The 21,554-nt window shown below is 61.4% G+C and carries 22 protein-coding genes; 10 read left to right on the forward strand and 12 right to left on the reverse strand.

The window, feature by feature from the left end; genetic code table 11:
- Nucleotides 1-230: 230 nt before the first annotated feature.
- Nucleotides 231-1,604, reverse strand: a complete 1,374-nt coding sequence (locus P2W41_RS17475) for a cytochrome P450 (RefSeq protein ID WP_404933903.1) — start codon at nucleotides 1,602-1,604, stop codon at nucleotides 231-233.
- Between the two features lie 166 nt (nucleotides 1,605-1,770).
- Between P2W41_RS17475 and P2W41_RS17480 the strand changes: the two genes are divergently transcribed.
- On the forward strand, nucleotides 1,771-1,968 hold the full coding sequence (locus P2W41_RS17480) for a CsbD family protein (protein ID WP_229450304.1): 198 nt from the start codon (nucleotides 1,771-1,773) through the stop codon (nucleotides 1,966-1,968).
- A gap of 71 nt (nucleotides 1,969-2,039) precedes the next feature.
- Here the strand turns inward: P2W41_RS17480 and aztD are convergent, their stop codons facing one another.
- A complete protein-coding gene (aztD, locus tag P2W41_RS17485) occupies nucleotides 2,040-3,263 on the reverse strand; it encodes a zinc metallochaperone AztD (RefSeq protein WP_404933904.1) in 1,224 nt (407 codons plus the stop codon).
- 174 nt (nucleotides 3,264-3,437) lie between these two features.
- The gene (gene znuA, locus P2W41_RS17490) at nucleotides 3,438-4,493 is read right to left on the reverse strand and encodes a zinc ABC transporter substrate-binding protein ZnuA (protein ID WP_404933905.1); all 1,056 of its coding nucleotides are present in this window, start codon (nucleotides 4,491-4,493) and stop codon (nucleotides 3,438-3,440) included.
- A 154-nt stretch (nucleotides 4,494-4,647) separates the two neighbouring features.
- Between znuA and P2W41_RS17495 the strand changes: the two genes are divergently transcribed.
- The 6 genes from P2W41_RS17495 to P2W41_RS17520 all read left to right on the forward strand — a co-directional run bounded on the left by P2W41_RS17495 (nucleotide 4,648) and on the right by P2W41_RS17520 (nucleotide 8,851).
- Nucleotides 4,648-5,514 (forward strand): metal ABC transporter ATP-binding protein, encoded by an 867-nt coding sequence (locus P2W41_RS17495; protein WP_292898720.1) that lies wholly within the window; start codon nucleotides 4,648-4,650, stop codon nucleotides 5,512-5,514.
- Nucleotides 5,507-6,328 (forward strand): zinc ABC transporter permease subunit ZnuB, encoded by an 822-nt coding sequence (znuB, locus tag P2W41_RS17500; RefSeq protein ID WP_404933906.1) that lies wholly within the window; start codon nucleotides 5,507-5,509, stop codon nucleotides 6,326-6,328. Before P2W41_RS17495 ends, znuB begins: the two co-directional genes overlap by 8 nt.
- Entirely contained in the window at nucleotides 6,325-6,720 is a 396-nt protein-coding gene (locus P2W41_RS17505) for a Fur family transcriptional regulator (RefSeq protein ID WP_292898716.1), read from the forward strand. The genes znuB and P2W41_RS17505 overlap by 4 nt, the downstream gene beginning before the upstream one ends.
- A gap of 99 nt (nucleotides 6,721-6,819) precedes the next feature.
- On the forward strand, nucleotides 6,820-7,263 hold the full coding sequence (locus tag P2W41_RS17510; protein WP_292898714.1) for an Rrf2 family transcriptional regulator: 444 nt from the start codon (nucleotides 6,820-6,822) through the stop codon (nucleotides 7,261-7,263).
- Nucleotides 7,264-7,266: 3 nt separating this feature from the next.
- Nucleotides 7,267-8,154: an NAD(P)/FAD-dependent oxidoreductase gene (locus P2W41_RS17515; protein ID WP_404933907.1), complete on the forward strand. Its 888-nt coding sequence runs from the start codon at nucleotides 7,267-7,269 to the stop codon at nucleotides 8,152-8,154.
- A 7-nt stretch (nucleotides 8,155-8,161) separates the two neighbouring features.
- Entirely contained in the window at nucleotides 8,162-8,851 is a 690-nt protein-coding gene (locus tag P2W41_RS17520; protein WP_292898710.1) for a class I SAM-dependent methyltransferase, read from the forward strand.
- On the opposite strand, the gene P2W41_RS17525 is transcribed toward P2W41_RS17520, so the two are convergent.
- The 8 genes from P2W41_RS17525 to P2W41_RS17560 all read right to left on the reverse strand — a co-directional run bounded on the left by P2W41_RS17525 (nucleotide 8,808) and on the right by P2W41_RS17560 (nucleotide 16,314).
- Nucleotides 8,808-9,386 (reverse strand): AAA family ATPase, encoded by a 579-nt coding sequence (locus P2W41_RS17525; protein ID WP_292898708.1) that lies wholly within the window; start codon nucleotides 9,384-9,386, stop codon nucleotides 8,808-8,810. The two genes, P2W41_RS17520 and P2W41_RS17525, sit on opposite strands and share 44 nt — an antisense overlap.
- Before the next feature lie 93 nt (nucleotides 9,387-9,479).
- On the reverse strand, nucleotides 9,480-10,652 hold the full coding sequence (locus P2W41_RS17530; protein ID WP_404933908.1) for a transporter substrate-binding domain-containing protein: 1,173 nt from the start codon (nucleotides 10,650-10,652) through the stop codon (nucleotides 9,480-9,482).
- Nucleotides 10,653-10,821: 169 nt separating this feature from the next.
- Entirely contained in the window at nucleotides 10,822-12,153 is a 1,332-nt protein-coding gene (gene hisD / locus P2W41_RS17535) for a histidinol dehydrogenase (protein ID WP_404933909.1), read from the reverse strand.
- 90 nt (nucleotides 12,154-12,243) lie between these two features.
- Nucleotides 12,244-12,741 carry a GAF domain-containing protein gene (locus tag P2W41_RS17540; RefSeq protein ID WP_223004620.1) on the reverse strand — a complete coding sequence of 166 codons (498 nt, stop codon included), beginning with the start codon at nucleotides 12,739-12,741 and terminating at the stop codon, nucleotides 12,244-12,246.
- Between the two features lie 12 nt (nucleotides 12,742-12,753).
- Complete coding sequence (locus P2W41_RS17545) at nucleotides 12,754-13,506, reverse strand: ABC transporter ATP-binding protein (RefSeq protein ID WP_404933910.1); 753 nt, start codon at nucleotides 13,504-13,506, stop codon at nucleotides 12,754-12,756.
- Nucleotides 13,503-14,348 (reverse strand): ABC transporter ATP-binding protein, encoded by an 846-nt coding sequence (locus P2W41_RS17550; RefSeq protein ID WP_404933911.1) that lies wholly within the window; start codon nucleotides 14,346-14,348, stop codon nucleotides 13,503-13,505. Before P2W41_RS17550 ends, P2W41_RS17545 begins: the two co-directional genes overlap by 4 nt.
- Entirely contained in the window at nucleotides 14,345-15,241 is an 897-nt protein-coding gene (locus tag P2W41_RS17555; protein ID WP_404933912.1) for an ABC transporter permease, read from the reverse strand. The genes P2W41_RS17550 and P2W41_RS17555 overlap by 4 nt, the downstream gene beginning before the upstream one ends.
- Nucleotides 15,238-16,314 (reverse strand): ABC transporter permease, encoded by a 1,077-nt coding sequence (locus tag P2W41_RS17560; protein ID WP_404933913.1) that lies wholly within the window; start codon nucleotides 16,312-16,314, stop codon nucleotides 15,238-15,240. Before P2W41_RS17560 ends, P2W41_RS17555 begins: the two co-directional genes overlap by 4 nt.
- 233 nt (nucleotides 16,315-16,547) lie before the next feature.
- On the opposite strand from P2W41_RS17560, the gene P2W41_RS17565 reads away from it, so the two are divergent.
- The 3 genes from P2W41_RS17565 (at nucleotide 16,548) to P2W41_RS17575 (ending at nucleotide 20,011) form a co-directional block, all read left to right on the forward strand.
- The gene (locus tag P2W41_RS17565) at nucleotides 16,548-17,213 is read left to right on the forward strand and encodes a helix-turn-helix domain-containing protein (protein WP_292898691.1); all 666 of its coding nucleotides are present in this window, start codon (nucleotides 16,548-16,550) and stop codon (nucleotides 17,211-17,213) included.
- A gap of 22 nt (nucleotides 17,214-17,235) precedes the next feature.
- A complete protein-coding gene (locus tag P2W41_RS17570; protein WP_404935015.1) occupies nucleotides 17,236-18,822 on the forward strand; it encodes an ABC transporter substrate-binding protein in 1,587 nt (528 codons plus the stop codon).
- 91 nt (nucleotides 18,823-18,913) lie between these two features.
- Nucleotides 18,914-20,011 (forward strand): M24 family metallopeptidase, encoded by a 1,098-nt coding sequence (locus P2W41_RS17575; protein ID WP_404933914.1) that lies wholly within the window; start codon nucleotides 18,914-18,916, stop codon nucleotides 20,009-20,011.
- A 40-nt stretch (nucleotides 20,012-20,051) separates the two neighbouring features.
- On the opposite strand, the gene P2W41_RS17580 is transcribed toward P2W41_RS17575, so the two are convergent.
- Nucleotides 20,052-21,458, reverse strand: a complete 1,407-nt coding sequence (locus tag P2W41_RS17580) for a PLP-dependent aminotransferase family protein (protein ID WP_404933915.1) — start codon at nucleotides 21,456-21,458, stop codon at nucleotides 20,052-20,054.
- Nucleotides 21,459-21,554: the final 96 nt, after the last annotated feature.

The following is a 21,554-nucleotide window of genomic DNA, read 5'->3' on the forward strand; positions in this document are numbered from 1 at the left end:
TAGGGACAGCGCTTCATTCGCCTCGTCGTCCCGTCGTTTGACCATGGGAGCCATGACGTTGCGGTGGTGACGGGGTGCGGGTTAGAAAAAATGTACGTGCCCGGGACGGGCCGAAGTTTATCCCCGGCGTCCCGGCATGGATCCTCGGATCAGGTCCGAGGATAACGAAGGAACCGGGTGAGATGTGGCGGCAAGGGTCTTCGACACTGGTGCGATTTTACTGAACGGATTCAGGAGCGGTAGGAGACGCGCATGGGCAGGCCACCCTGCGGCTGGGTGGTGAGCTTCTGAACCGGCCAGGGGTTCGTTTCCGGCAAGGTCTCAAAGCGGAAGCGAGAGAGGAGGACCGCGAGCGCGATGACCGCCTCCTGCATGGCAAAGGTAGCGCCGATGCAGACGCGCGGGCCGGCACCGAAGGGCAGATACTGATACCGGTCGAGCTTTTCGCGGTTTTCAGGGTGGAAACGCGAGGGCATGAAGGCGTCCGGCTCGTCCCACAGAAGCCGGTGGCGATGCACCGTCCAGGGCATGACGAGCACCTGCGCGCCCCTGACGATGGTGAAATCCTGATAGCGATCTTCGGACAGCGCCTCGCGGTTGATGGAGGGTGCTGGCGGATAAAGCCGCATCGCCTCCTCGAAAGCGGCACGGGTTAAGGGCATGGCGTCGAGCCATCTCACCGGGTCGGGTTCGTGGACCAGCGCCGCGTCGATCTCTGCCTCCACCTTTTCACGCTCCCATGGGGCTGAGGCGAGGCAATAGATCGTCCAGCCCAGCGCACGCGCCGTGGTCTCGTGGCCGGCACCGATGAAGGTGATGATGTTGTCCTCTATCTCCGCGCGGGTGAGGCCTGCCGGCCCTTCGGCGCGCAGGAGGAGCGTGAGGAAATCTTCCGGCACGTCGTGGCCGGATGCCATCTTTTTCCGGCGCATGGCCATCGTCTCGGCAACGATGTCGCGGAAGAACTTTAGCGAATTGCGGCCCATAAGGCGCGTGATGCGCGGGAGCCAATCGGGTGCGCCCAGAAGATCGAGGGGGTCGACACGGCCCATTGTCTCGAACAGACGATCCACCTGATGCGCGAAACTGCCGGGCTCGCCGGCGATCTCTCCGGAAAAGAGCGTTTCGGCAAGAATGTCAAAGGTGAGCAGCGTCATGTCGCGGGAGACATCGACGGGTTGGTTCACGTTTTCGTATCGCGCGACGAAGGCTTGCGTGCGCTCAAGCATCGGTCTGGCGAAGCCGGCAATATGGCGCGGAGTGAAGACCGGCGCCATGGCCTTGCGCGAACGGCGCCAGACCGCGCCCTCCGCCGTCAGGAGCCCGTCACGCAGGATGGGCCGCAGGATCTTCTGGCGCACGCGGGCCATCTTGTAGTTTTTCGCATTGTCGACCAGGACATGGCGGATAAGGCCCGGATCATTTGCGATGACGAGCGGGCCGCCGATCGTGTTGTCGATGGAAATCCACGGTTCGTTGTAGGAGGGCTCACCCCACAGTTCGAGCGGATTGCGATAGACAATGCGCATCATCTCGAATGTGGAAGGCGGGCTGGTGCGCGGGCGCGGCGCCGGAGGCACGAAAGGCGCAGGCTGGCTTTCCATGAGGTTTTCCTTTCCCGCTTAATCTAGGCGCGGGAAACCCGACGTTCAAATCCGCTGATGGCGAAAACAAGGCGGGAACCACATCATTGCTCATGCATTATCGAGGCACCTAGGCCGATGACCTCAACCGGAGTGCACTCCTTTCAAATGCGGAAGGAATACCGACATGAATTGGAATCAGATCGAAGGCAATTGGGAACAGTTCAAGGGCAAGGTCCAGCAGCAGTGGGGCAAGCTCACCAATGATGACCTGGATGTCGTTCGCGGCAACCGAAAAGAGCTCGCCGGCAAGCTGCAGGAACGCTATGGCAAGGCCGAGGAAGAGGCCGAGCGCGAGATCGACGACTGGCTTTCACGCCACTGATCGAACCCTGGCATGAATACGAAAAGCCCCGCCGGAAACAGCGGGGCTTGTTTTTGAGAGGCTGGCCACAATCAGTGATTTTCGTGGCTTTCGCCAGAACCGCCAACCGCGACGATATTGTAGGGCATGCCTTCCACCGCGATGTCGCGGGCCTTCTCGAAACTTGCCGCATCGATGGCATGGACAACGCTCTTGAGCGGGTCGGTGACCATGATCTCGTCATGGGTGACGGCAATGCGCGGGCGCGGGTCGGACCAGTGCCCGTCCATGGAATAGGGCGCCGTCAGCTCAAGCGACTGGTCGATCTTGCCGGACAGGACATTGATGCGGTTGAGCTTGCCATCCTCTGTGAAGACATAGGCGAATTTGGGCCTTACTGGATCAACCACGAAGTGGACAGCCCGAACCGGCAGCTCGATCAGGCGGAAGGCATCTTCGTCTTCCGGGTCGATCAACACGAGGTTGGATTTGCCGAAGTTTCCGAGAAAGTACTGCAACGCCTTGCCACCGGCGAGCGTGGAGACCTTGAGATCATCCGGCAGACCATCGGAATAGGCCATGTGGCGGATTTTCGGGACATCGTTGCGGCCGCCCGTGATGAGAAGAAGACCGGTGTCGCAGGCGATTGCCGTGATGTTGCCGGAGGTGGCCTCACCGTGCAGACCGGGGCAGGCAGCGGGATCGCCGATGGCTGTGCCCTTTGCATCAACAACCTGAACACTATCGGGTAGTTCGCTCGGATCCTTGCTGTTGGGCACGGTGGCAATGGCATGGGCACCAAACGGGATCACGACACCATGATGGGGGGCCGGAGTCCTGATTTCCCGGATATCGGGTTTTCCCTCCGAGATGGATTTTTCCGAAACCAGCCGCGCAACCCCCTCGCCGTCGAAGAAGAGTGCTATCTCGCCATGATGCGCCACGAAATGCACTGGCCGATCGCCATCTACGGAGCCTTCCAGCGCCTTGGGCTCGGTGACCTCCATATCCGCATGATCCCCATGATCATCGAAGTGAATGCCAGTGGAAAAGGCGGTAATCGTGTTGGCGTCGCGCTGGACGGCGAAAACGGTTTCATTGCTTTCAGTGGCATAGAGGCGCGCGGGAGACTCGAGCGGGAAGGTTTCAAGCACCGCGCCCTTCTCCGCGTCGAGTGCGCGCAAGACCGGTTCGCTGTGGTCGGCGATGAAAAGCCGCCAGACTTCCTTTTCATCTGCGTGAAGGGGCTGCAATGCGACGAGCGCCGTGCCAAGGGCGAGCGCGCCCGTTTTCATGAGGTAACTGAACGGTCGCATTCCAATTCTCCTTTTTGTTATAACATTACAGTTTTGGTTGTGAGAGTACTGGTCTTGTCTAGAAGGCCTGCCGTGGCAGCCAGGTCAGCGTGCTTGGCGGGCAGACTGACAACAGCTCTGGAGCCCGCGCCAGAGACGCACTGCGGCTTAGCTCGCGGGTCGCTGGCTTACCGTTTATCTGGCGAGGCAGTTCTTGAAAGACGCCGCCATGCCGCGCAGCAGCTCGAAGTAGAGATCCGGGCCATCGGCGACCTCGGCGCCAAGCGGATCGAGAACACCGGATCTGGCGTTGGTGCCTTCGGTGACAACCTCTACAAGACGCGGCTCGAACTGGGGCTCGGCGAAAACGCAGGCGGCGTCGAGCTCGCCTACCTTTGTGCGGATCTCATCGACGCGCTGCGCTCCGGGGATCACTTCCGGGCTGACGGTGATGGAACCGGCAGCGGCGAGACCGAAGCGCTTCTCGAAATACTGATAGGCATCGTGGAAAACGATGAAGGGGCGATCCCTGACAGGCTCGAGTTCTTCCGCAATCTCGGCGCTCAACGCGTCGATGCGCTCGTTCAGCTTCGCCGCGTTGGCTGCGTAGGTCGATGCATTCTCTGCATCGGTTTCGCTCAGCGTCTCGGCAATGGCATTGACGATGACTTTTGCATTTTCGGGATCAAGCCAGATATGCGCGTCCGGACCATGGTCATGGTGATCGTGGCCTTCATGTGCTCCGTGATCCTGAGCCCCGCCCTCATGGGCGTGCTCCTTCTCATCCTTCTCATGATCATCGCCATCTTTGTGGTCGTGATGCGCCTCATGATCTTCATGATCGCCTTCATCGCCATGGGTATGCGCCTCGAACGCACCACCCTCGCGCATGTCGAGCAGTGTGATGCCTTCGCTTTCGGAGAGCGTCACCAGCTTTGCCCCGCTGGCCAGGGTTTCAAGAGGTTTCGCCAGAAAAACTTCCATGTTGGGCCCAACCCAGAAAACGACATCAGCTCCAGCGAGCATGCGCGCCTGGGACGGGCGCATGGAATAGGTGTGCGGCGAGCCCGCACCCTGCAGGATGAGCTGCGGATCGCCGACGCCCTCCATCACGCCGGCCAGCAGGGAGTGCACCGGCTTGATGGAAGCCACCACTGCCTGGTCGGCCGCTGCAGCGCCACCAACGCCGGCTGGCGCCAGCAGCGCGAGGGAGGATGCAGCGGCGGCGAATAAGAGGCGAAACGATCTCATGGCTGGCTCCTGTCAGATGTCGAACGAACAGCTGGATGCGCAGCCACAACACTCAGACCATCGGGTCCGGATTGGTTTGAATGTTATGACATTACATATCCTTGCGTTACGCTATAACGTGTGCCATATCCGCTGACAAGTCGGAAAAAATCACATGCTGGAAAAATCAAAACCACGCGCTCAACCATCCAGCGATACGCTGGTGGAGATGCACAATGCCGGCGTCAACCGCGGTGGGCGCTGGCTGGTACGCGGCGTTGACCTTGCGGTCCGCCGTGGCGAAATCGTCACGCTCATCGGTCCCAACGGATCCGGGAAAAGCACGACGGCCAGGACGGCAATCGGCATTATCGAACCGAGCGAAGGCCATGTGCATCGCGCGGAAGGCCTGACTATCGGCTACGTGCCGCAGAAAGTGGCGCTCGACTGGACGCTGCCCCTCAGCGTGGAGCGGCTGATGACACTGACGGCACCGGCAAGCCGCAGCGAGATTACTACGGCCCTCGAGGCAGCAGGTGTGGCGCATCTGGCGGGACGTCAGGCGGCGGCGCTTTCGGGCGGCGAGTTCCAGCGTGCGCTTTTGGCGCGGGCCATGCTGCGCAAGCCTGATCTTCTGGTACTCGATGAGCCGGTACAGGGCGTGGATTTTACCGGGGAAGTGGCGCTCTACGAACTGATCCGCGACATCAGGGACCGGACCGGTTGCGGCATATTGATGATTTCGCACGATCTTCACATCGTGATGGCCGACACCGATACGGTGATCTGCCTTAACGGCCATGTGTGTTGCCGCGGGGAACCGCAAAGCGTGATGGACAGTCCCGAATATAGAAAACTGTTCGGCACACGCGCGGCAGAATCGCTGGCGCTCTATCGCCACCATCATGACCACACGCATCTGGCCGATGGCCGTGTGCGCCATGCCGATGGGACGATAACCGCGCACTGCCACAAGGATGACGGTCACCACCACGACCATGAGGCCGCCGAGACGCCGGCAAATGGAGGCCGTGATGCTTGACGATTTCTTCATCCGTGCGCTTGTAGCCGGTGTCGGGCTTGCCCTTGTCACGGGTCCGCTCGGCTGTTTCGTCGTTTGGCGGCGCATGGCCTATTTCGGCGACACCATGGCGCATTCCGCGCTGCTGGGCGTGGCGCTCTCGCTGGTGATGGAGATCAATCTCATGGTCGGCGTCTTTCTGGTGGCTGCACTTGCCTCGCTGGCGCTTATCCTTTTGGAACGCCGTCGCGCGCTTTCCACGGACGCTCTGCTCGGCATCCTGTCGCATTCAACCCTTGCGCTCGGTCTTGTCATGGTCGCTTTCATGACCTGGGTGCGGGTGGACCTTATGGGGTTCCTGTTCGGCGACATCCTCGCCGTATCGAAGACGGATATCGCGATCATCTATGGCGGCGGCGCCATCGTTCTTGCCCTGCTCGTCTGGCTTTGGCGACCATTGCTGGCTGCGACCGTCAATCCCGATATCGCTCAGGCCGAAGGGCTACGGCCAGAACGCTCGCGACTCATCTTCATGCTGCTGATGGCAGCCGTGATTGCCATTGCCATGAAGCTGGTGGGCATTCTTCTCATCACGGCATTGCTGATCATCCCGGCCGCAGCTGCGCGCCGCTTTGCGGGCGGTCCCGAAATCATGGCCGCGCTTGCCGCGTTGATCGGCGCAATTTCGGTGGCCGGCGGGCTGACGGCCTCGCTGCAATTCGATACACCTTCGGGTCCGTCCATCGTGGTGGCGGCGCTCGTGCTCTTTGTGCTCAGCCTCGCGCCCTCGCCCGTGTTGAAAACGGAAACGCCCTCTGCGGAGACCAAACCATGAGTGCCGATCTGACCCGTAACCAGACGCTGGTGATGAAGACGCTGTCGGGCGCCGAGGCGCCGCTCAGTGCCTACACGATCCTCGACCGGCTGCGCGATGACGGGCTGCGCGCGCCGCTGCAGGTCTATCGCGCGCTCGACAAGCTGACGGAGATGGGACTGGTGCACCGGCTCGAAAGTCTCAACGCCTTTGTCGCCTGTGCACACCCGAACTGCCATCAGCAGGAACTGATCGCCTTCGCCATCTGCGAGACCTGCGGCAAGGTGGAAGAATTCTCCGACGAGGTGGTGAAGGACCGGCTCGACGGCTGGACGCGCGCGCACAGTTTCAGACCGGCCAAGACGACGATCGAGATCCGCGGAAATTGTGGCGGGTGTGTGGGCAAGGCCTGATCTCCGTCACACAAGCTGCTCACGTCTTCAAACATTTTCTAAACGTATTTCAGATCCCGCTTCTTGACGCGCGCCTCGAATCGTAACTACATAAGTTACATGAAACGAGACAGCCGCCTTTCCTCTGTTCTGCACGCGCTTCTTCACATGGCCGAAGAGGACGGGCCGATGACATCCGACAAGCTTGCCGAGTGTCTGCGCACCAATCCCGTCGTGGTGCGGCGTACAATGGGGCTTCTGCGCGAAGCAGGGATCGTGACGTCGGATCGCGGGCATGCTGGCGGATGGCGTATTGCGGTCGATCTTAGCACCGTGACGCTGCGCCAGCTTCATTCAGCCCTTGGCGAACCGGCATTCTTTGCGATTGGAAACCGCAACGAGACGCCCGAATGCCTGGTGGAACAGGCAGTCAACGCAGCACTCGACGACACGTTCATCAAGGCAGAAGCGCTGCTTCTGGAACGCTTTTCAGAAATTTCGCTCGCCGATCTCGCCGCCGATTTCTCGCGCCGATACGCCGAGCACCGAAAACAAGGACGCTAGACGATGGATCAGGATGTCATCATCATCGGCGGCAGCTATGCAGGCATGGCTGCAGCACTTCAGCTTGCAAGAGCACGACGCAGGGTTCTGATCGTGGATGCGGGCCAAAGACGAAACAGAACCGCCAACCACTCCCACGGTTTCCTGAGCCGCGACGGTGCCGGCGCGGCGGAGATCGCACTCGAAGCCAGGCGGCAGCTTGAAGCCTATTCCACAATCAGCGTTGTAACCGGAAACGCTACTGCCGTTTCCGGAGAACGCGACCATTTCGTGGTCGAATGTGCTGATGGAGCGCACCACCCCGGCCGCCGCGTGATCCTTGCAACAGGTGTGCGGGATCATCTGCCGGCCATCGAAGGTATCGCGGAGCGCTGGGGCCGGAGCATTTTCCATTGCCCCTATTGCCATGGCTATGAGTTGAACCGGGGCCGTATCGGCGTGATCGGCAGCGGGGCGATGTCTGCCCATCAGGCAGAGCTTCTGACCGAATGGGGGGATGTCACCTTCCTGCCCAACGAAGCGCTGACACTGGACCCGGAGACACGGGATCGGCTCATCAAGCGTGGTATCAACATCGAAACTGCCAGCATTGCACGTATTACCGCGGAAGCGGATGTGGAGCTTGCGGATGGGCGAATGCTCTCCTTCTCCGGGCTCTTTGTCGCGCCGCGTGTGGAACCTGCAAGCGACCTTCCGGTGGCGCTCGGCTGCGCGCTTCAGGAGACGCCCATGGGGACGCAAATCAAAACGGATGCATCCAAGGAAACCAGCATTCCCGGCGTCTTTGCCTGTGGCGATGTCGCGCTGGCGCCGCATTCCGTATCGCTTGCCGTGGCGGACGGCGCGATGGCCGGCGCACAGGTTCACCGCTCGCTGGTCTGGCCCGGATAGGACATACATGCCTCCTTCACGCATGACAGCCACTACTCCGGTGGAAGGGTATGAGGAGCGCGTGACGCGGCAGGTGCCGGGCCTCGCCGACATGCACCGCATGGCAGGCATTCTTCTGGCGGAGAACGTTCCTCAGTACGGACGGGTTCTCGTCCTCGGCGCGGGTGGCGGGCTGGAGTTACGCAACTTCGCTCGCGCTTATCCCGGCTGGCGCTTCGATGGAATTGACCCCTCCGCCGATATGCTGGCGCTGGCCCATACCACGCTTGGCGATCTCCAAAAGCGGGTGACCTTCCACCACGGCTACATCGAGGATGCACCCGAGAAGCGTTTCGACGGGGCTTCCTGTTTCCTAACCCTTCACTTCCTGCCGCGCGCAGCCCGGCTCGACACGTTACGGGCACTGCACCACCGGCTCAAACCCGGAGCACCTCTTGTCGTGGCGCATCACTCCTTTCCCATCGATACATCTGCCGGCGAACGATGGCTAAGGCGCAATGCCCGCTTTCACGCCGCATCGGGGGAAGCGTCAAACCGGGTCATGGCGCAGATCGAAGCCATGCGAAAAAGCTTGCCGGCATTGCCACCCGAAGAAGACGAAGCCCTGCTTCAGGAAGCGGGCTTTGGAGATGTGGAGCTGTTCTATGCGGCCTTTAGCTTCCGGGGTTGGGTATGCCGCGCGCTTCCGGTTTCATGACCGAAGAAGACAGTCCCCAGACGCGGTAAAGTTCGTTCAGTGCATGGGCCGTGTGGCATTCAATTGCCGGAAGAGCCGAGGCACGGACAGTTTCCGCATATTTTTTGTCGCTGCCGCGGGTTTTGACGAGGATCCAGTGGATCATCTCCCACTTGATGCTGTCCCGGGCACCTTCAAGATGCCCGGCGCGATCAGCCCGGTTGATCAGGGTGCGCTTCAGATATCGACCGATGCGCAGCCACGGACTGGATGTGATGAGAATGATGCCGGTGGCACGGGCCAGCCGCTGCGGCATGAGGCGGGAATAATTGCCCTCCATCACCCATTGGTCTTTTTCGATTGCTGCATCATGCAGAGCCTTGAACTCGGCCTCCGACCGCGGTTGCCAGTCGGTGCCGGGCAGATGTTGCAACTGATCCAGATGAACCGCCGGCAAACCGAGTTTTGCGGACAGGGCGACAGCCAGCGTTGATTTTCCAGCGTTGGACGGGCCGAGAATGACAATCCGCTCGCCGAGCGAAGCAAGAGGCTGCATGGGATCACCGGTGAGTTGCGAGGGGCGGCTGAAATGCGCCTTGCTCCTGGCAATGTCAACCCCGTTGGATGCGCACAATAAGGCCCGGCCGACCTAGGGAGTGCTGCCGAAATATTTGAGGCGCAGTTCTTCCAATTCTCCGCTTTCCCGTAATGCGAGTATCTTGAGCGTCACCTCCCGCGCCAATGCGCTATCGTGGGGGAAAGCGAAGCCATATTTGTCGGGGTGGAAGAGACTGCCCACCACCGTCATTTGGTCGTCCGGATTGTGGTGCGCATGATATTCCAGCACGGGAGCATCGCCGACGATCGCATCCACACGGCCGCTTTTCATCGCCGCAACCGCTGCGTCGAGGTCTTTATAGGGTCGTGTCGCAATGCCGAGTTCGGCGAGATAGTCCTCAGCCGAGCTATCGGCAATGACACCTGTGGTTTTCCCGGGAAGATCGGCCAGAGAATCAATCTGCTGTTCGAGAGAAACGGCGGTCATGACGCTCGTTACGGACGATGTAATATATGCAACAACCGCCACGCCGCAGACCAGCCAGAGAGCGGACCAGATCCGCCCCACCCAACCAAACAGGTTTTTTCGTGAAGCCTTGCCCGTGGTGGCAATGGACATCACATGATGGAAACTCTCTGCGATCCCTTCCCGCCATCGACGCGGGAAATCCTTGTCGAAACGGCGGTCGAACAGGGTCAACAGAATGGTGGACACCACGATCACCAACGCCAGCCATGCGTAGGCACGTAGATGGCCCGCATTGCGCAAACCCGACACGACGCTTCCAAAGCTGGACGTTCCCTCGTCGGGAACCATGATGCGCATCCCCGAATCATACCAGGGCTGGCTGAATGAAACTGCCTCGGCACGCCGCCGGGTAATGGTGAGATTGGTGACCGCAGCATCGACCTCACCACTACTGACCGCCGTAACCAGTTCGCGCAGGGTTGGATAGGCTGTGTAACGTGGCGTCAGCCCAAGTTCCGCAGACACAATTTCCCAGAGTTCAATCGCCATCCCCTCATAATGGCCGGCTGTGCCGGATACAAAGGGAGGACTTTGAAAGATGCCTATCTGAGTTTGGGGGGCGATCTCAGCTTGGGGGACGATTTCCGGGGCAGGCTCCTGCGCAACAACAGGCTGCACCAACAGCAGAACCGGGAGCAGGCAATACCGGACCAGCCATAGCGCTTTGCGAAGCGACGTTCTGACCGCCTCGTCAACTGCGCAGTATTGAAACGGATGGCCGCCCCTCCAATACATCAACCCCTCCTGTTTGTACCGGTGTTAATCCACGGGATGCCGTGAGGATGCCCCGGAGACCTTTACAATCGGTTTTTGCCGTTTGTTGCCGGGCCGGGGCAGATCATGACGTCCACAGAAGCGTTCCGAAGCCGGTTCAGCCAACAGCTTCGCTGCCGAAGCACCTGCTCTACCCCTTCTTCTCCACGTGATTGTTCCTGAGCCTGGTCACCGCGTTTCCATGCGCGTCGAAACCTTCATAGCGGGCAAAGCGCAGGGTGTGGGGGGCGAATTCGGCATAACCTTCCGCCGTCACATGGCCAATGGACGCCGTTTTCATAAAATCATGAACGCCAAGCGGCGAGTGCGCACGCGCCATGCCGGAGGTGGGCAGAACCGCGTTGGGGCCCATCGCGTAATTGGCCATGGAGCCCGGTGCATATTCACCAAGCAGGATTTCGGACGCGTTGCGGACCCGGGACAGATATTCGAACGGCGTCTTCGAGAGGATCTGCAAATGCTCCGGTGCGTAGTCATTAATGAAGTCGAACGCCTGTTCGGGCGTGTCCGCGAGCACGATGCCACCGCTCGTTCCACCCAGAACATCGGAAGAATAGCGCACGCGCTCGGCATTCATCTCGGCCCAGTATTTCGGCAGCGCATCGCGCACCTTTTCCGCCACGTCGCGCGACCAGGTGACCAGGAAATTGGAGCTGTCACTGCCGTGTTCGGCCTCGACCAAGAGATCGAGCGCTGCGATTTCGGGATCAGCTGTCTCGTCGGCAAGCACGATGCTTTCTGTAGGACCAGCGGGAAGGCGCGAGGCGATCTGGCCTTGCAGCAGACGCTTGGCAGCGGCGATCCACGGGCTGCCCGGCCCCTCGAACCTGGCGCAACGCGGCACCGTAGCCGTGCCATAGGCGGCGGCGGCGACGGCCTGGCCACCACCGGCCTTGTAGACGTGCCTGACGCCGGCAATGCGCGCGGCAACCAGCGTTGCGGCATCCACCTTGCCATCGGGTCCGGGCGGTGTGAGCACGATGGGCAGGGGCACTCCGGCCACCACGGCGGGGATCGCCGTCATGAGCGTCATCGAAGGGAAGGTGCCCTTGCCGCGCGGCGAATAAAGCGCAACGCTGTCGATGGGCGTGGCCCGTTCTCCGACCAGAACGCCGGGGCGGATTTCCTTCATCCACATTTCCTGCGGCCGCTGTGCCTCGTGGAAACGGCGGATATTGTCGGCGCAGAATTCCAGCGTCTCGATCATTTCTGGATCGAGCGCCCTGAAGGCGGCATCGAAATCGTCTTCCGTCGCCGCGATCTCGTGAGGCTCCACCTGTGCCTTGTCGAACAGGCGCGCAAAACGGGAAAGAGCCGCATCGCCCTCTTCTCGAACCGCGTCGATGATCGGGGCGACATTTTCGAGGAAATGGGTGAGATCGTCTTCCGTTCGCGTCAGCAGCGTCCTACGCTCGTCAGCGGACAGTTTGGACAATTCATGCCAGGCAACGCGGTTCGACATCTTTGCTCTTCCTCGGGTTGTGCGACAGGCGGCTTCGCCGCCCGCGGCACGTATACCCTATTTTCTCCCGAGGCAAAGGTGGGAAACGGCTTAGCCCAATGCCCGGCTGGCGAGATAGGCTGCCTTTGCCGGCACCGAGAGCCAGGCCTTCGCCAGCGCCACACGCTCGGGCGTGTAGTGGTGCTCGACATCGAGCATGTTGACGGTGCCGACCAGCGTATCGCCCAGCACCACCGGCAGGTTGATGACCGAACCGCAGCCGAGCTTGCCGATCAGCGTGGCGTCGGGGAACACGGTGTCGATGTCGGCCAGCGTGTTGGCGACGAAGCACTCGCGCTTTTTGTGCACGGTCTCGAACCAGCGGTCATAGTGGATCGGCTTGGTGCCGGAGACGGGATATTCTTCCGGATGCGAGGTGTAGGAACGGCTTGCCGTTTCCGTCTTCATGTCGGCGGTCATGAAGGTGAACAGCTTCGTGCCGACCACGGCACGCGTCAGCTCCAGAAGCGCATCGAAGGGTGCATCCGGGGTCGTGGCGCGTGAAAGCGCACGGTCGAACTCGGCCAGCGGGCCTGTGTAGTCGGTCATTTTCAGTCTCTGTTATGCGGGTTGGAGCGTGCCGCCGCTGGCGGCGTAGAGTTCGCGCGAATAGGGATCGGAAAGCCGACCCGTCTTCAGCGCGTCGACGGTGGCGATCTCGACAACACGGCCATGGCGCATGACCGCCATCCGGTCGCAAAGGAAGGAGACCACGGGCAGATTGTGGGTCACCATCAGATAGGTGAGCCCCTGCTCGCGGCGAAGCTTCTTCAGGAGGTTGAGGATTTCCGCCTGCACCGAGACGTCGAGCGCCGAGGTGGGCTCGTCGAGCAGCATCACGCGCGGTTCCAGCATCAGCGCACGGGCAATCGCCACGCGCTGCCGCTGGCCGCCTGAAAGCTGGTGCGGAAAGCGGAAGCGGAAACGCTGGTCGAGACCGACCGCGTCGAGCATGTCCTTCACGCGCGTGTCGCGTCCGCCGATGCCGTGCACGGCAAGCGGTTCGGCCAGGCAGTCATCCACCGTCTTGCGCGGATGCAGCGATCCGTACGGATCCTGAAACACCATCTGGCAGACTTTTGCGAATTCGCGGTCCGGCGCATGGCCGCGCGGCTTTCCGAGCACGGAGATCCTGCCGGTCCAGTCGGGTGCAAGGCCGCTGATCGCGCGCAGGATGGTTGACTTTCCGGAGCCCGACTCGCCCACCAGCGCAAAGCTCTCGCCCTCGGCCACCGAGAAATCGACATCGAACACCACCGGCGTCTTGCCGTAGCTGATCGACAGGTTTTCGAGATGAATGGCGGCGTTCTTCATGTGCCCGCTCCCGTGGTCCAGGTGCTGCGGTCGAGCACCGGCAGTTCGTCGCGGTCCTCGTCCATGCGCGGCATGGCCGCAAGAAGCCCCCTTGTATAGGGGTGCGTCGCCTTGTTGAGGTCGCTGGCCTTGCACGATTCAACGATCTCGCCGCTGTTCATCACGAGGATGCGGTCGCAATAACGCGAGACGAGGTTCAAATCGTGGCTGATGAGGATCAGCCCCATGCCCTTGCCGGTGACGAGATCATCGATGATGTCGAGCACCTGCGCCTGCACCGAAACGTCGAGCGCCGAAGTCGGCTCGTCGGCGATCAGAAGGTCGGGCTCCGGGATCAGCATCATGGCGATCATGACGCGTTGGCCCATGCCGCCCGAAACCTCGTGCGGATAGAGGTTCGCCACACGCTCCGGCTCGTTGATGCGCACGGCTTCCAGCATGGAAAGCACCCGCGCCTTCATCTCGCCGCGCGGCAGCTTCTTGTGGGTCAGCAGCGCCTCGCCGATCTGCTCGCCAATGGTCATCACCGGGTTCAGCGAGAATTTCGGGTCCTGCATCACCATGGAGATGCGCGCGCCGCGAAGCTCGCGCATCTGCCGTTCGCTCTGCGACAGAAGGTCGATGCCGTCGAAGGTCATCCGGTCCGCCGTCACACGACCCGGCTTGCGAATGAGCCGCAGGATGGAGCGACCCGTCATCGACTTGCCGGAACCGGATTCGCCGACGATGCCCAGACGCTCACGGCCAAGCGAGAAGGAAATGCCCTTCACCACGTCGACCGGTCCGCGGGATGTGGGGAAGGTGACGGTCAGGTTTTCGATTTCAAGCAGCGGTGCACTCATTGCTCTTCTCCCTGCTTGGGATCGAGCACGTCACGCAGACCATCGCCCAGGAAGCAGAAGCCGAGGCTGACAAGGATGATCGCAAAGCCGGGCATGGTGGCGACCCACCACTGATCGAGGATGAAGTTGCGCCCGCGCGAGATCATCGCGCCCCATTCAGGCAAAGGCGGCTGCGCGCCGAGGCCAAGGAAGCCGAGGCCGGCGGCGGTGAGGATGATGCCCGCCATGTCGAGTGTGACGCGCACAATGGTCGAGGACGCGCAGAGCGGCAGAACGTGACGCAGGATGACCCGCGTTGCAGAAGCGCCCTGCAGCCTGACCGCCGAGATGAATTCCGAATCCCGGAAGGTGATCGTCTCGGCGCGAGCGATGCGCGCATAAACCGGCCATGCGGTGATGGCGATGGCGATGATGGCGTTTTCGATGCCCGGCCCGAGTGCTGCCACGAAGGCAAGCGCCAGAATGAGCTTCGGCATCGACAGGAAGATATCGGTCACGCCCATCAGGACGCGGTCGACCCAGCCACCGAAATAGCCGGACACCGCACCGACCACGAGGCCGATGGGGGCGGCGATGACGGCCACCATGGTGACGATCAGAAGCGTAATGCGCGCACCGTAGACGACGCGCGAATAGATGTCGCGGCCAAGCTCATCCGTGCCCATCCAGTGTTCGGCGGAGGGCGGCATGAGGCGGTTTGCGAGATCCTGCCCAACGGGGGAGTAGGGCGCAATCAGCGGTGCGAAGACCGCCATGACGACCAGCACCAGCACGATCAGCGCGCCGACAACGGCGAGCGGATTGCGCAACAGTGCGGTCCAGACGCGCCATGCGCGGCCCATATTGGCCTGCAGGCGCGAGGCGGGCGAATCGTCGAGAAGCCAGTCAATCATCGGCGTGCCCTCGGGTCGAGGATGCGGTAAAGCACATCGGAAATCTTGTTGATCATGATGAAGACAGCGCCAATCACCAGCGTCGCACCGAGAACGGCGTTCATGTCGGCGGTCAGAAGCGCGGTCGTGAGATAATTGCCGATGCCCGGCCACGAGAACACGGTCTCGATCATGACCGATCCTTCCAGGAGTGCTGCATAGGACAGGCCGATCACGGTGATGAGCTGGATGCGTATCGGATAGAACGCATGCCGCCAGATGACGCGGCGCTCGGACACGCCTTTGACCCGCGCGGTCGTCACATATTCCTGCCCGAGCTGGTCGAGCATGAAGGAGCGCGTCATGCGGGCGATATAGGCCAAAGAGAAGAAGCCGAGGATCGATGCCGGCAACATCAGGTGGTCGAGCGCGTTCCAGAAAATATCCCACTCGCCGGCGATCACGCTGTCGATGAGATAGAGCCCGGTCACGGGATCGAGCAGGCCGTCATAGAAGATATCGACGCGGCCGGGACCGGCAACCCAGCCGAGACCCGCATAGAAGACGGCGAGACCCACAAGGCCGAGCCAGAAGGCAGGCACCGAATAGCCGAGCAGGCCGAGCACGCGGATGACCTGGTCGATCCAGCTGCCCTGATGCGTGGCGGCGACAACGCCCATGGGCACGCCCAGCACGACACCGATGATGATGCCGATGGTGGCCATTTCCAGCGTCGCGGGGAAAACGCGTGCCAGATCGTCGACCACCGGACGCCCGGTGGAGATCGACATGCCGAGATCGCCCGTCAGAACGTCGCCCACATAGGAAAAGAACTGCACGATGAGCGGGCGGTCGAGGCCCATGGCCTGACGCGCCGCCTCATAGACTTCCTGTGTCGCCCGGTCGCCAACGACCGAAAGCACGGGATCGATCGGCACGACACGACCGATGAAGAAGGTGATGGCCAGAAGGCCGAGAAAAGTGCCGGCGACGACGATGGCGAAACGCAGAACGCTCGCAACGCCCTCGAAGGCACGGCCGGCCAGCATGCCCATGCGGGCGGTGGCAGCCCCTGCGGATGGTTCAAACGCCATGGCTTTTTCGCTCTCTGGCTGCTGCTTCGTTGAATGGATGCCCCAAAAGCGCGCCCCTCTCCCCTGGCTGACCTGCAAGCCGGCGCACGCACCACCAAGAAGCCAACACTCTGATTTCATGCGGTTTTGCGGCGCCAAAGCTCGTCTCGCGCCCTGCAATACCTCCAAAAAAGAGCTTGGATCATACAAAAAAATCTGGTTACATCAAAAAAATTTTTGTGGGGGAAAAATCTTTGAGTACGCAGCCGGCCCGTGCCACGCCCGATGTAGACACCAGAATTGGTGTGCTGATACGCGCCCGCCGCCGGCAGCTCGGCCTCACCCTGCAACAGCTCGGCAAGGCTTCAGGCCTCTCCGTTGGGTATCTGAGCCAAGTGGAGCGCGACAACGCCACGCCGACGCTCGGTTCGCTGGCCGGCATTGCCCGCGCGCTGGGCGTCGGGCTCGATTATTTCGTCGCCCAGCCCCGCGCCGAGGACGGGCTGACGCGGGCTGAAAGCCGCCAGCAATTCTCAATTGCCGGCTCCTCGATCATCTATGAGCGGCTCGGGACAGAGTTTCCCGGAAGCCAGCTTTCCTCCTTCGTGCTGACAGTGCCGCCGGGCTATTCGTCAGAGACGGTGAGCCATGAAGGCGAAGAGCTGATCTACATTCTCGAAGGCACCATCACCCAGTATCTCGACGGAGAGGAAATGGTGATGAAGGCCGGGGACAGCCTGCACTATCGCGGCAACACCCCGCATGCCTGGAAGAACACCACCGATATGCCGGCCCGTCTTTTGTGGACCGGTACGCTGACCGTGTTCAGCGCCAATGGCCAGGCCAACAACCGCATCGAACTGGTTTCGCCGGACAAGGCCTCCGGCAAACCACCAAGAAAAACCAAGAGCAATTCCTGATCCAGAAAAGGAGGAGAACATGATGAAGCTCTTCAAGACGGCGCTCCTTGCCGCCGCCCTCACCATGCCGCTTTCGCAGCATGTGCTCGCTGCCACGCCGGACAACGTTCTGGTCGTTGCACAGAACATCGACGACATCGTCGCCATCGATCCGGCACAGGCCTACGAGTTCTCGTCGGGCGAGCTGGTCACCAACATTTATGACCGCCTCGTGCAGTATGACGCCGAAGACCCGACGGTGCTCGCTCCCGGCCTTGCAGCCGAGTGGGATGCCGATGCGGAAGCAAAGACGATCACCTTCACCATGCGTGACGGAGCGACCTTCCATTCGGGCAACCCGGTGCGCGCGGAAGACGTGGCGTTTTCCTTTGCCCGCGTCATCAAGCTCAACCTGACGCCGGCCTTCATTCTCGCCCAGCTCGGCTGGACGGCGGAGAATGTGGACCAGATGGTCACCGTCGACGGAAACAGGGTTGTCGTGAAATATGAGGGCGACTTCTCGCCTGCCTTCGTGCTCAACGTGCTGGCCGCCCGCCCGGCTTCCATCGTCGATGAAAAGACGGTCATGGAGCATGAAGAAAACGGCGACATGGGCAACAAGTGGCTCAATTCGAACTCCGCCGGTTCCGGCCCGTTCAAGCTGACGGCCTATCGCCCCGGCGAGCTGGTACGCATGGGCGCCAATGCCGACTACTTCAAGGGTGCGCCGAAGGTCGAGAACGTCATCATCCGTCACGTGGCGGAAGCAGCAACCCAGCAGCTTCTGCTTCAGTCGGGCGATGTGGACATGGCCCGCAACCTGACGCCGGACCAGATCAACGGCATCAGCGCCGAAAACATCAAGGTCGAGACCTATCCGCAGGCCGCCGTGCATTTCGTCTCCTTCAACCAGAAGACGGAAGCTCTGCAGCCCGAAGCGGTCTGGGAGGCCGCACGCTACCTCGTCAACTATGAGGGCATGACGGAAAGCTTCCTCAAGGGACAGATGGAGATCCACCAGGCCTTCTGGCCGAAGGGCTTCCCCGGCTCCTATGACGAAACGCCCTACACCTACGATCCGGAGAAGGCGAAGCAGATCCTCGCCGATGCCGGCGTGGAAACGCCGATCAACGTGACGCTCGACGTCATCAACTCGACGCCGTTCACCGACATGGCGCAGTCATTGCAGGCGAGCTTTGCGGAAGCCGGCATCAATTTCGACATCATTCCCGGCACGGGCTCGCAGGTCATCACCAAGTACCGTGAGCGCAGCCACGAGGCGATGCTGCTCTACTGGGGGCCGGACTTCATGGATCCGCACTCCAACGCGAAGGCATTCGCCTATAACCGCGACAATTCCGACGACAACTACCAGGCCACCACCACGTGGCGGAACGCCTGGGCCGTGCCGACGGAGATGAATGACCGGACCGCTGCCGCTCTGGCAGAATCCGACGCCGACAAGCGCAATGCGATGTACGTCGAGTTGCAGAAGGACGTGCAGGCCAAGTCACCGATCATCATCATGTTCCAGGCCGCCTACCAGGTGGCGATGGACAAGAAGGTGAACGGCTATGTCAACGGCGCCACCTCCGACTTCGTCTACTACCGGCTCGTCACGAAAGACTGACAAACGCCATAGCATCCGAGGCCGCCCCGCCAGTCGTGGCGGCCTCTTTTCTTTTCAAAGCGCCTCTCTCTCTCATTTCTGGAGTTTGTCCATGTCCACCACCTCCAACCGGCGGCTTGAGGCCCTGCGCGAACGCATGCGCGAAACCGGCACCGACCTCGTCGCCATCGGCCCGTCTAGCCACATGATGTATGTGGCGGGCCTCGATCCGCATGGTGACGAACGCCCCGTCATGCTGCTGGTCTCGAAGGATCATGCCGGCTTCCTGATGCCCGCGCTCAATGTCGACAGCTCGCGCCAGAAGACCGACCTGCCATTCTTCCCCTGGCGCGACGATGACGGCCCGGACGCCGCGCTTGCGGAGCTTCTGAAGGCATCGAACCTGCCGGAAGCCCCGAGCGTCGTGATCGACGAGACGATGCGCGCCGATTTCGCGCTGCTTCTGCTCGACGCGCTGCCGGGCGCAAAGCGCCGTTTCACCGACGACACGGTCGGCCATCTGCGCGCCCGCAAGGACGAAGACGAGTACAAACGCCTGAAGGCAAGCGCGGTGCTGAACGACAGGGCCGCCATGGCCGGTTTCGATGCGCTGAAGCCGGGCATCACAGAGCTGGAAGTGGCCGCCGCGATCCGCGACGTCTACAAGGCGGCGGGTGCGGTGCCGGTGTTCACCAGCGTCTGCTTTGGCGGCAATGGCGCCTTTCCGCATCACCACACCGGCGAGACGAAGCTGAAGGAAGGCGACGCAGTTCTGATCGACACCGGCGGACGGCTGGACGGCTACCCCTCCGACATGACGCGCGTTGGCTTCTATGGAAAGCCCGATGCGGAGTTTGAGAAGGTCCATGCCATCGTGGAGCGGGCGGTCACCGCAGCATTGAATGCAGCCAAGCCCGGCGTCACCGCAAAGGCCATCGACAAGGCCGCGCGCGATGTGATCACGGAAGCCGGCTATGGCGAATACTTCACCCACCGCACCGGCCACGGGCTTGGCATCGACATTCACGAGCCGCCCTACCTGACCGCCACCTCCGGGACCATTCTGGACGAAGGCATGGTGTTTTCCATCGAGCCCGGTATCTACCTGCCCGGAAAATTCGGGCTCAGGCTGGAAGAGATCGTCATCCTGCGTGCCGACGGTGCGGAGATCCTCTCGGACATGCCACGGACGGTGCAGATCCGGGGTTAGCTCCGCGGGACAGCCCCCTGCCACTCTACCTGACGCGCCTCTAGCCCCGGGGCGCGTTTCTCAATTGCTCCGCCAGAAAGGCAAGGAAGCGCGGATGCGCGCCATAGGCAACATTCACCCGGATCGCCGCCTTGCCATTCGCCGGCCTTCCCGGACGGAAGACGCTGCCGGGCGCAAGGAAAATGCTTTCTTCCGAAGCCGCGCGGCACAGCGCCATCTCGTCAATTGAATCGGGAAACTCCACCCAGAGATAAAAACCCGGCGAAACGCTCTTGCGTACCGTCAGGCCCAGCGCCTCGAGCCGCGCAAGCGAGGTCTTGTGTGCTTCCTCGACGCGGGATTTGAGCTTTCGCAGATGTCGCAGATACTGACCACCCTGGATGAGATGAAACACGAAACGCTCGACATAGTCGGAGGTGGCCACCGTGGTCAGCATTTTCAGATTACCAAGAGCGCCAATGATCGCGGGATGGCCGGCGACGAAGCCGCAACGCAGACTGGCTGAAAGCGTTTTCGAGAAGGTGCCGACATACAGAACCCGGTTAAGCTGATCGAGGGATGCGAGGCGCGGCAGTGTCGCGGGCAGAATATCGGCCAGAGCGTCGTTCTCCACGAGCAAAAACCCCCAGCGCTCGGCAAGTTGCATGAGGCCGAACGAAACCGCCGGGGACAAGGTGCTGCCGGTGGGGTTGTGCGCCAGCGACTGGGTGAAAAACACCTTTGGTCTGTGAAGCGCCAGCTTCGCTGCCAGGTCCTCCAGATCCGGCCCGTCATGACCACGGGAGATGCCGATGATCTTTGCCTTGGCGAGCGTCAACTTTGCAAAAAGCGGGTAATAGCCCGGATCATCGACAAACACCGTATCGCCCGGCTCAATGAGATGCCGGATGATCAGGTCGACCCCGTGATTGATCCCGTGCGTGAGGAGAAGCCCGTCGGGCTGGGCGGTGATCGACCGCTCCAGAAGCAAGACACGCAGACGTTCGCGCAGGGGCGCATACCCCCAGGAACTGCCATAACCGAAATCCACCGTGTCGACGTCTGCCGTCCTGAAGCTGGAAAAGTATCGTTTGAGTTCCGCGCCCTCCATCCACGATGCCGGCGGCCTGCCATCACCCGGCCGCACCTCATAGTGCTGGTCAAGCTGCTCCCGCAGGAGAGAAACCACGTCCACCGCCGCAGCAACATGCGGGGCGGGAGGCGAAGGCCGGTCGAGCTGAAACTGGACAACGTAATAGCCAGACCCCGGACGCGCCTCAAGAAGCCCCCGTGCAACGAGCCTGTCATAGGCTTCCGCCATGGTGTTCTTGGAAACGCCATGCTCCCGGGCAGCCTGGCGCACGGAGGGCAACCGCTCACCCGACTTATAGGCACCGGCGGCGAGCAGCCCGCTCACCTGCTGGACAATTCGATCGACACGGGAGAGGCGTGTATCGGCTGCGGTCATCGCGTATTGTCCCATTTACATTCCCGGGACAGTCATCGCCAATTTGGGCCAAACTGTCCCTTGATTGTCCCAATTAATTTTATGACAATTTGGGTT

Origin of the sequence: Nitratireductor sp. L15S-10 (genome assembly GCF_045011005.1) — a bacterium.
Classification (GTDB): Bacteria; Pseudomonadota; Alphaproteobacteria; order Rhizobiales; family Rhizobiaceae; genus Nitratireductor.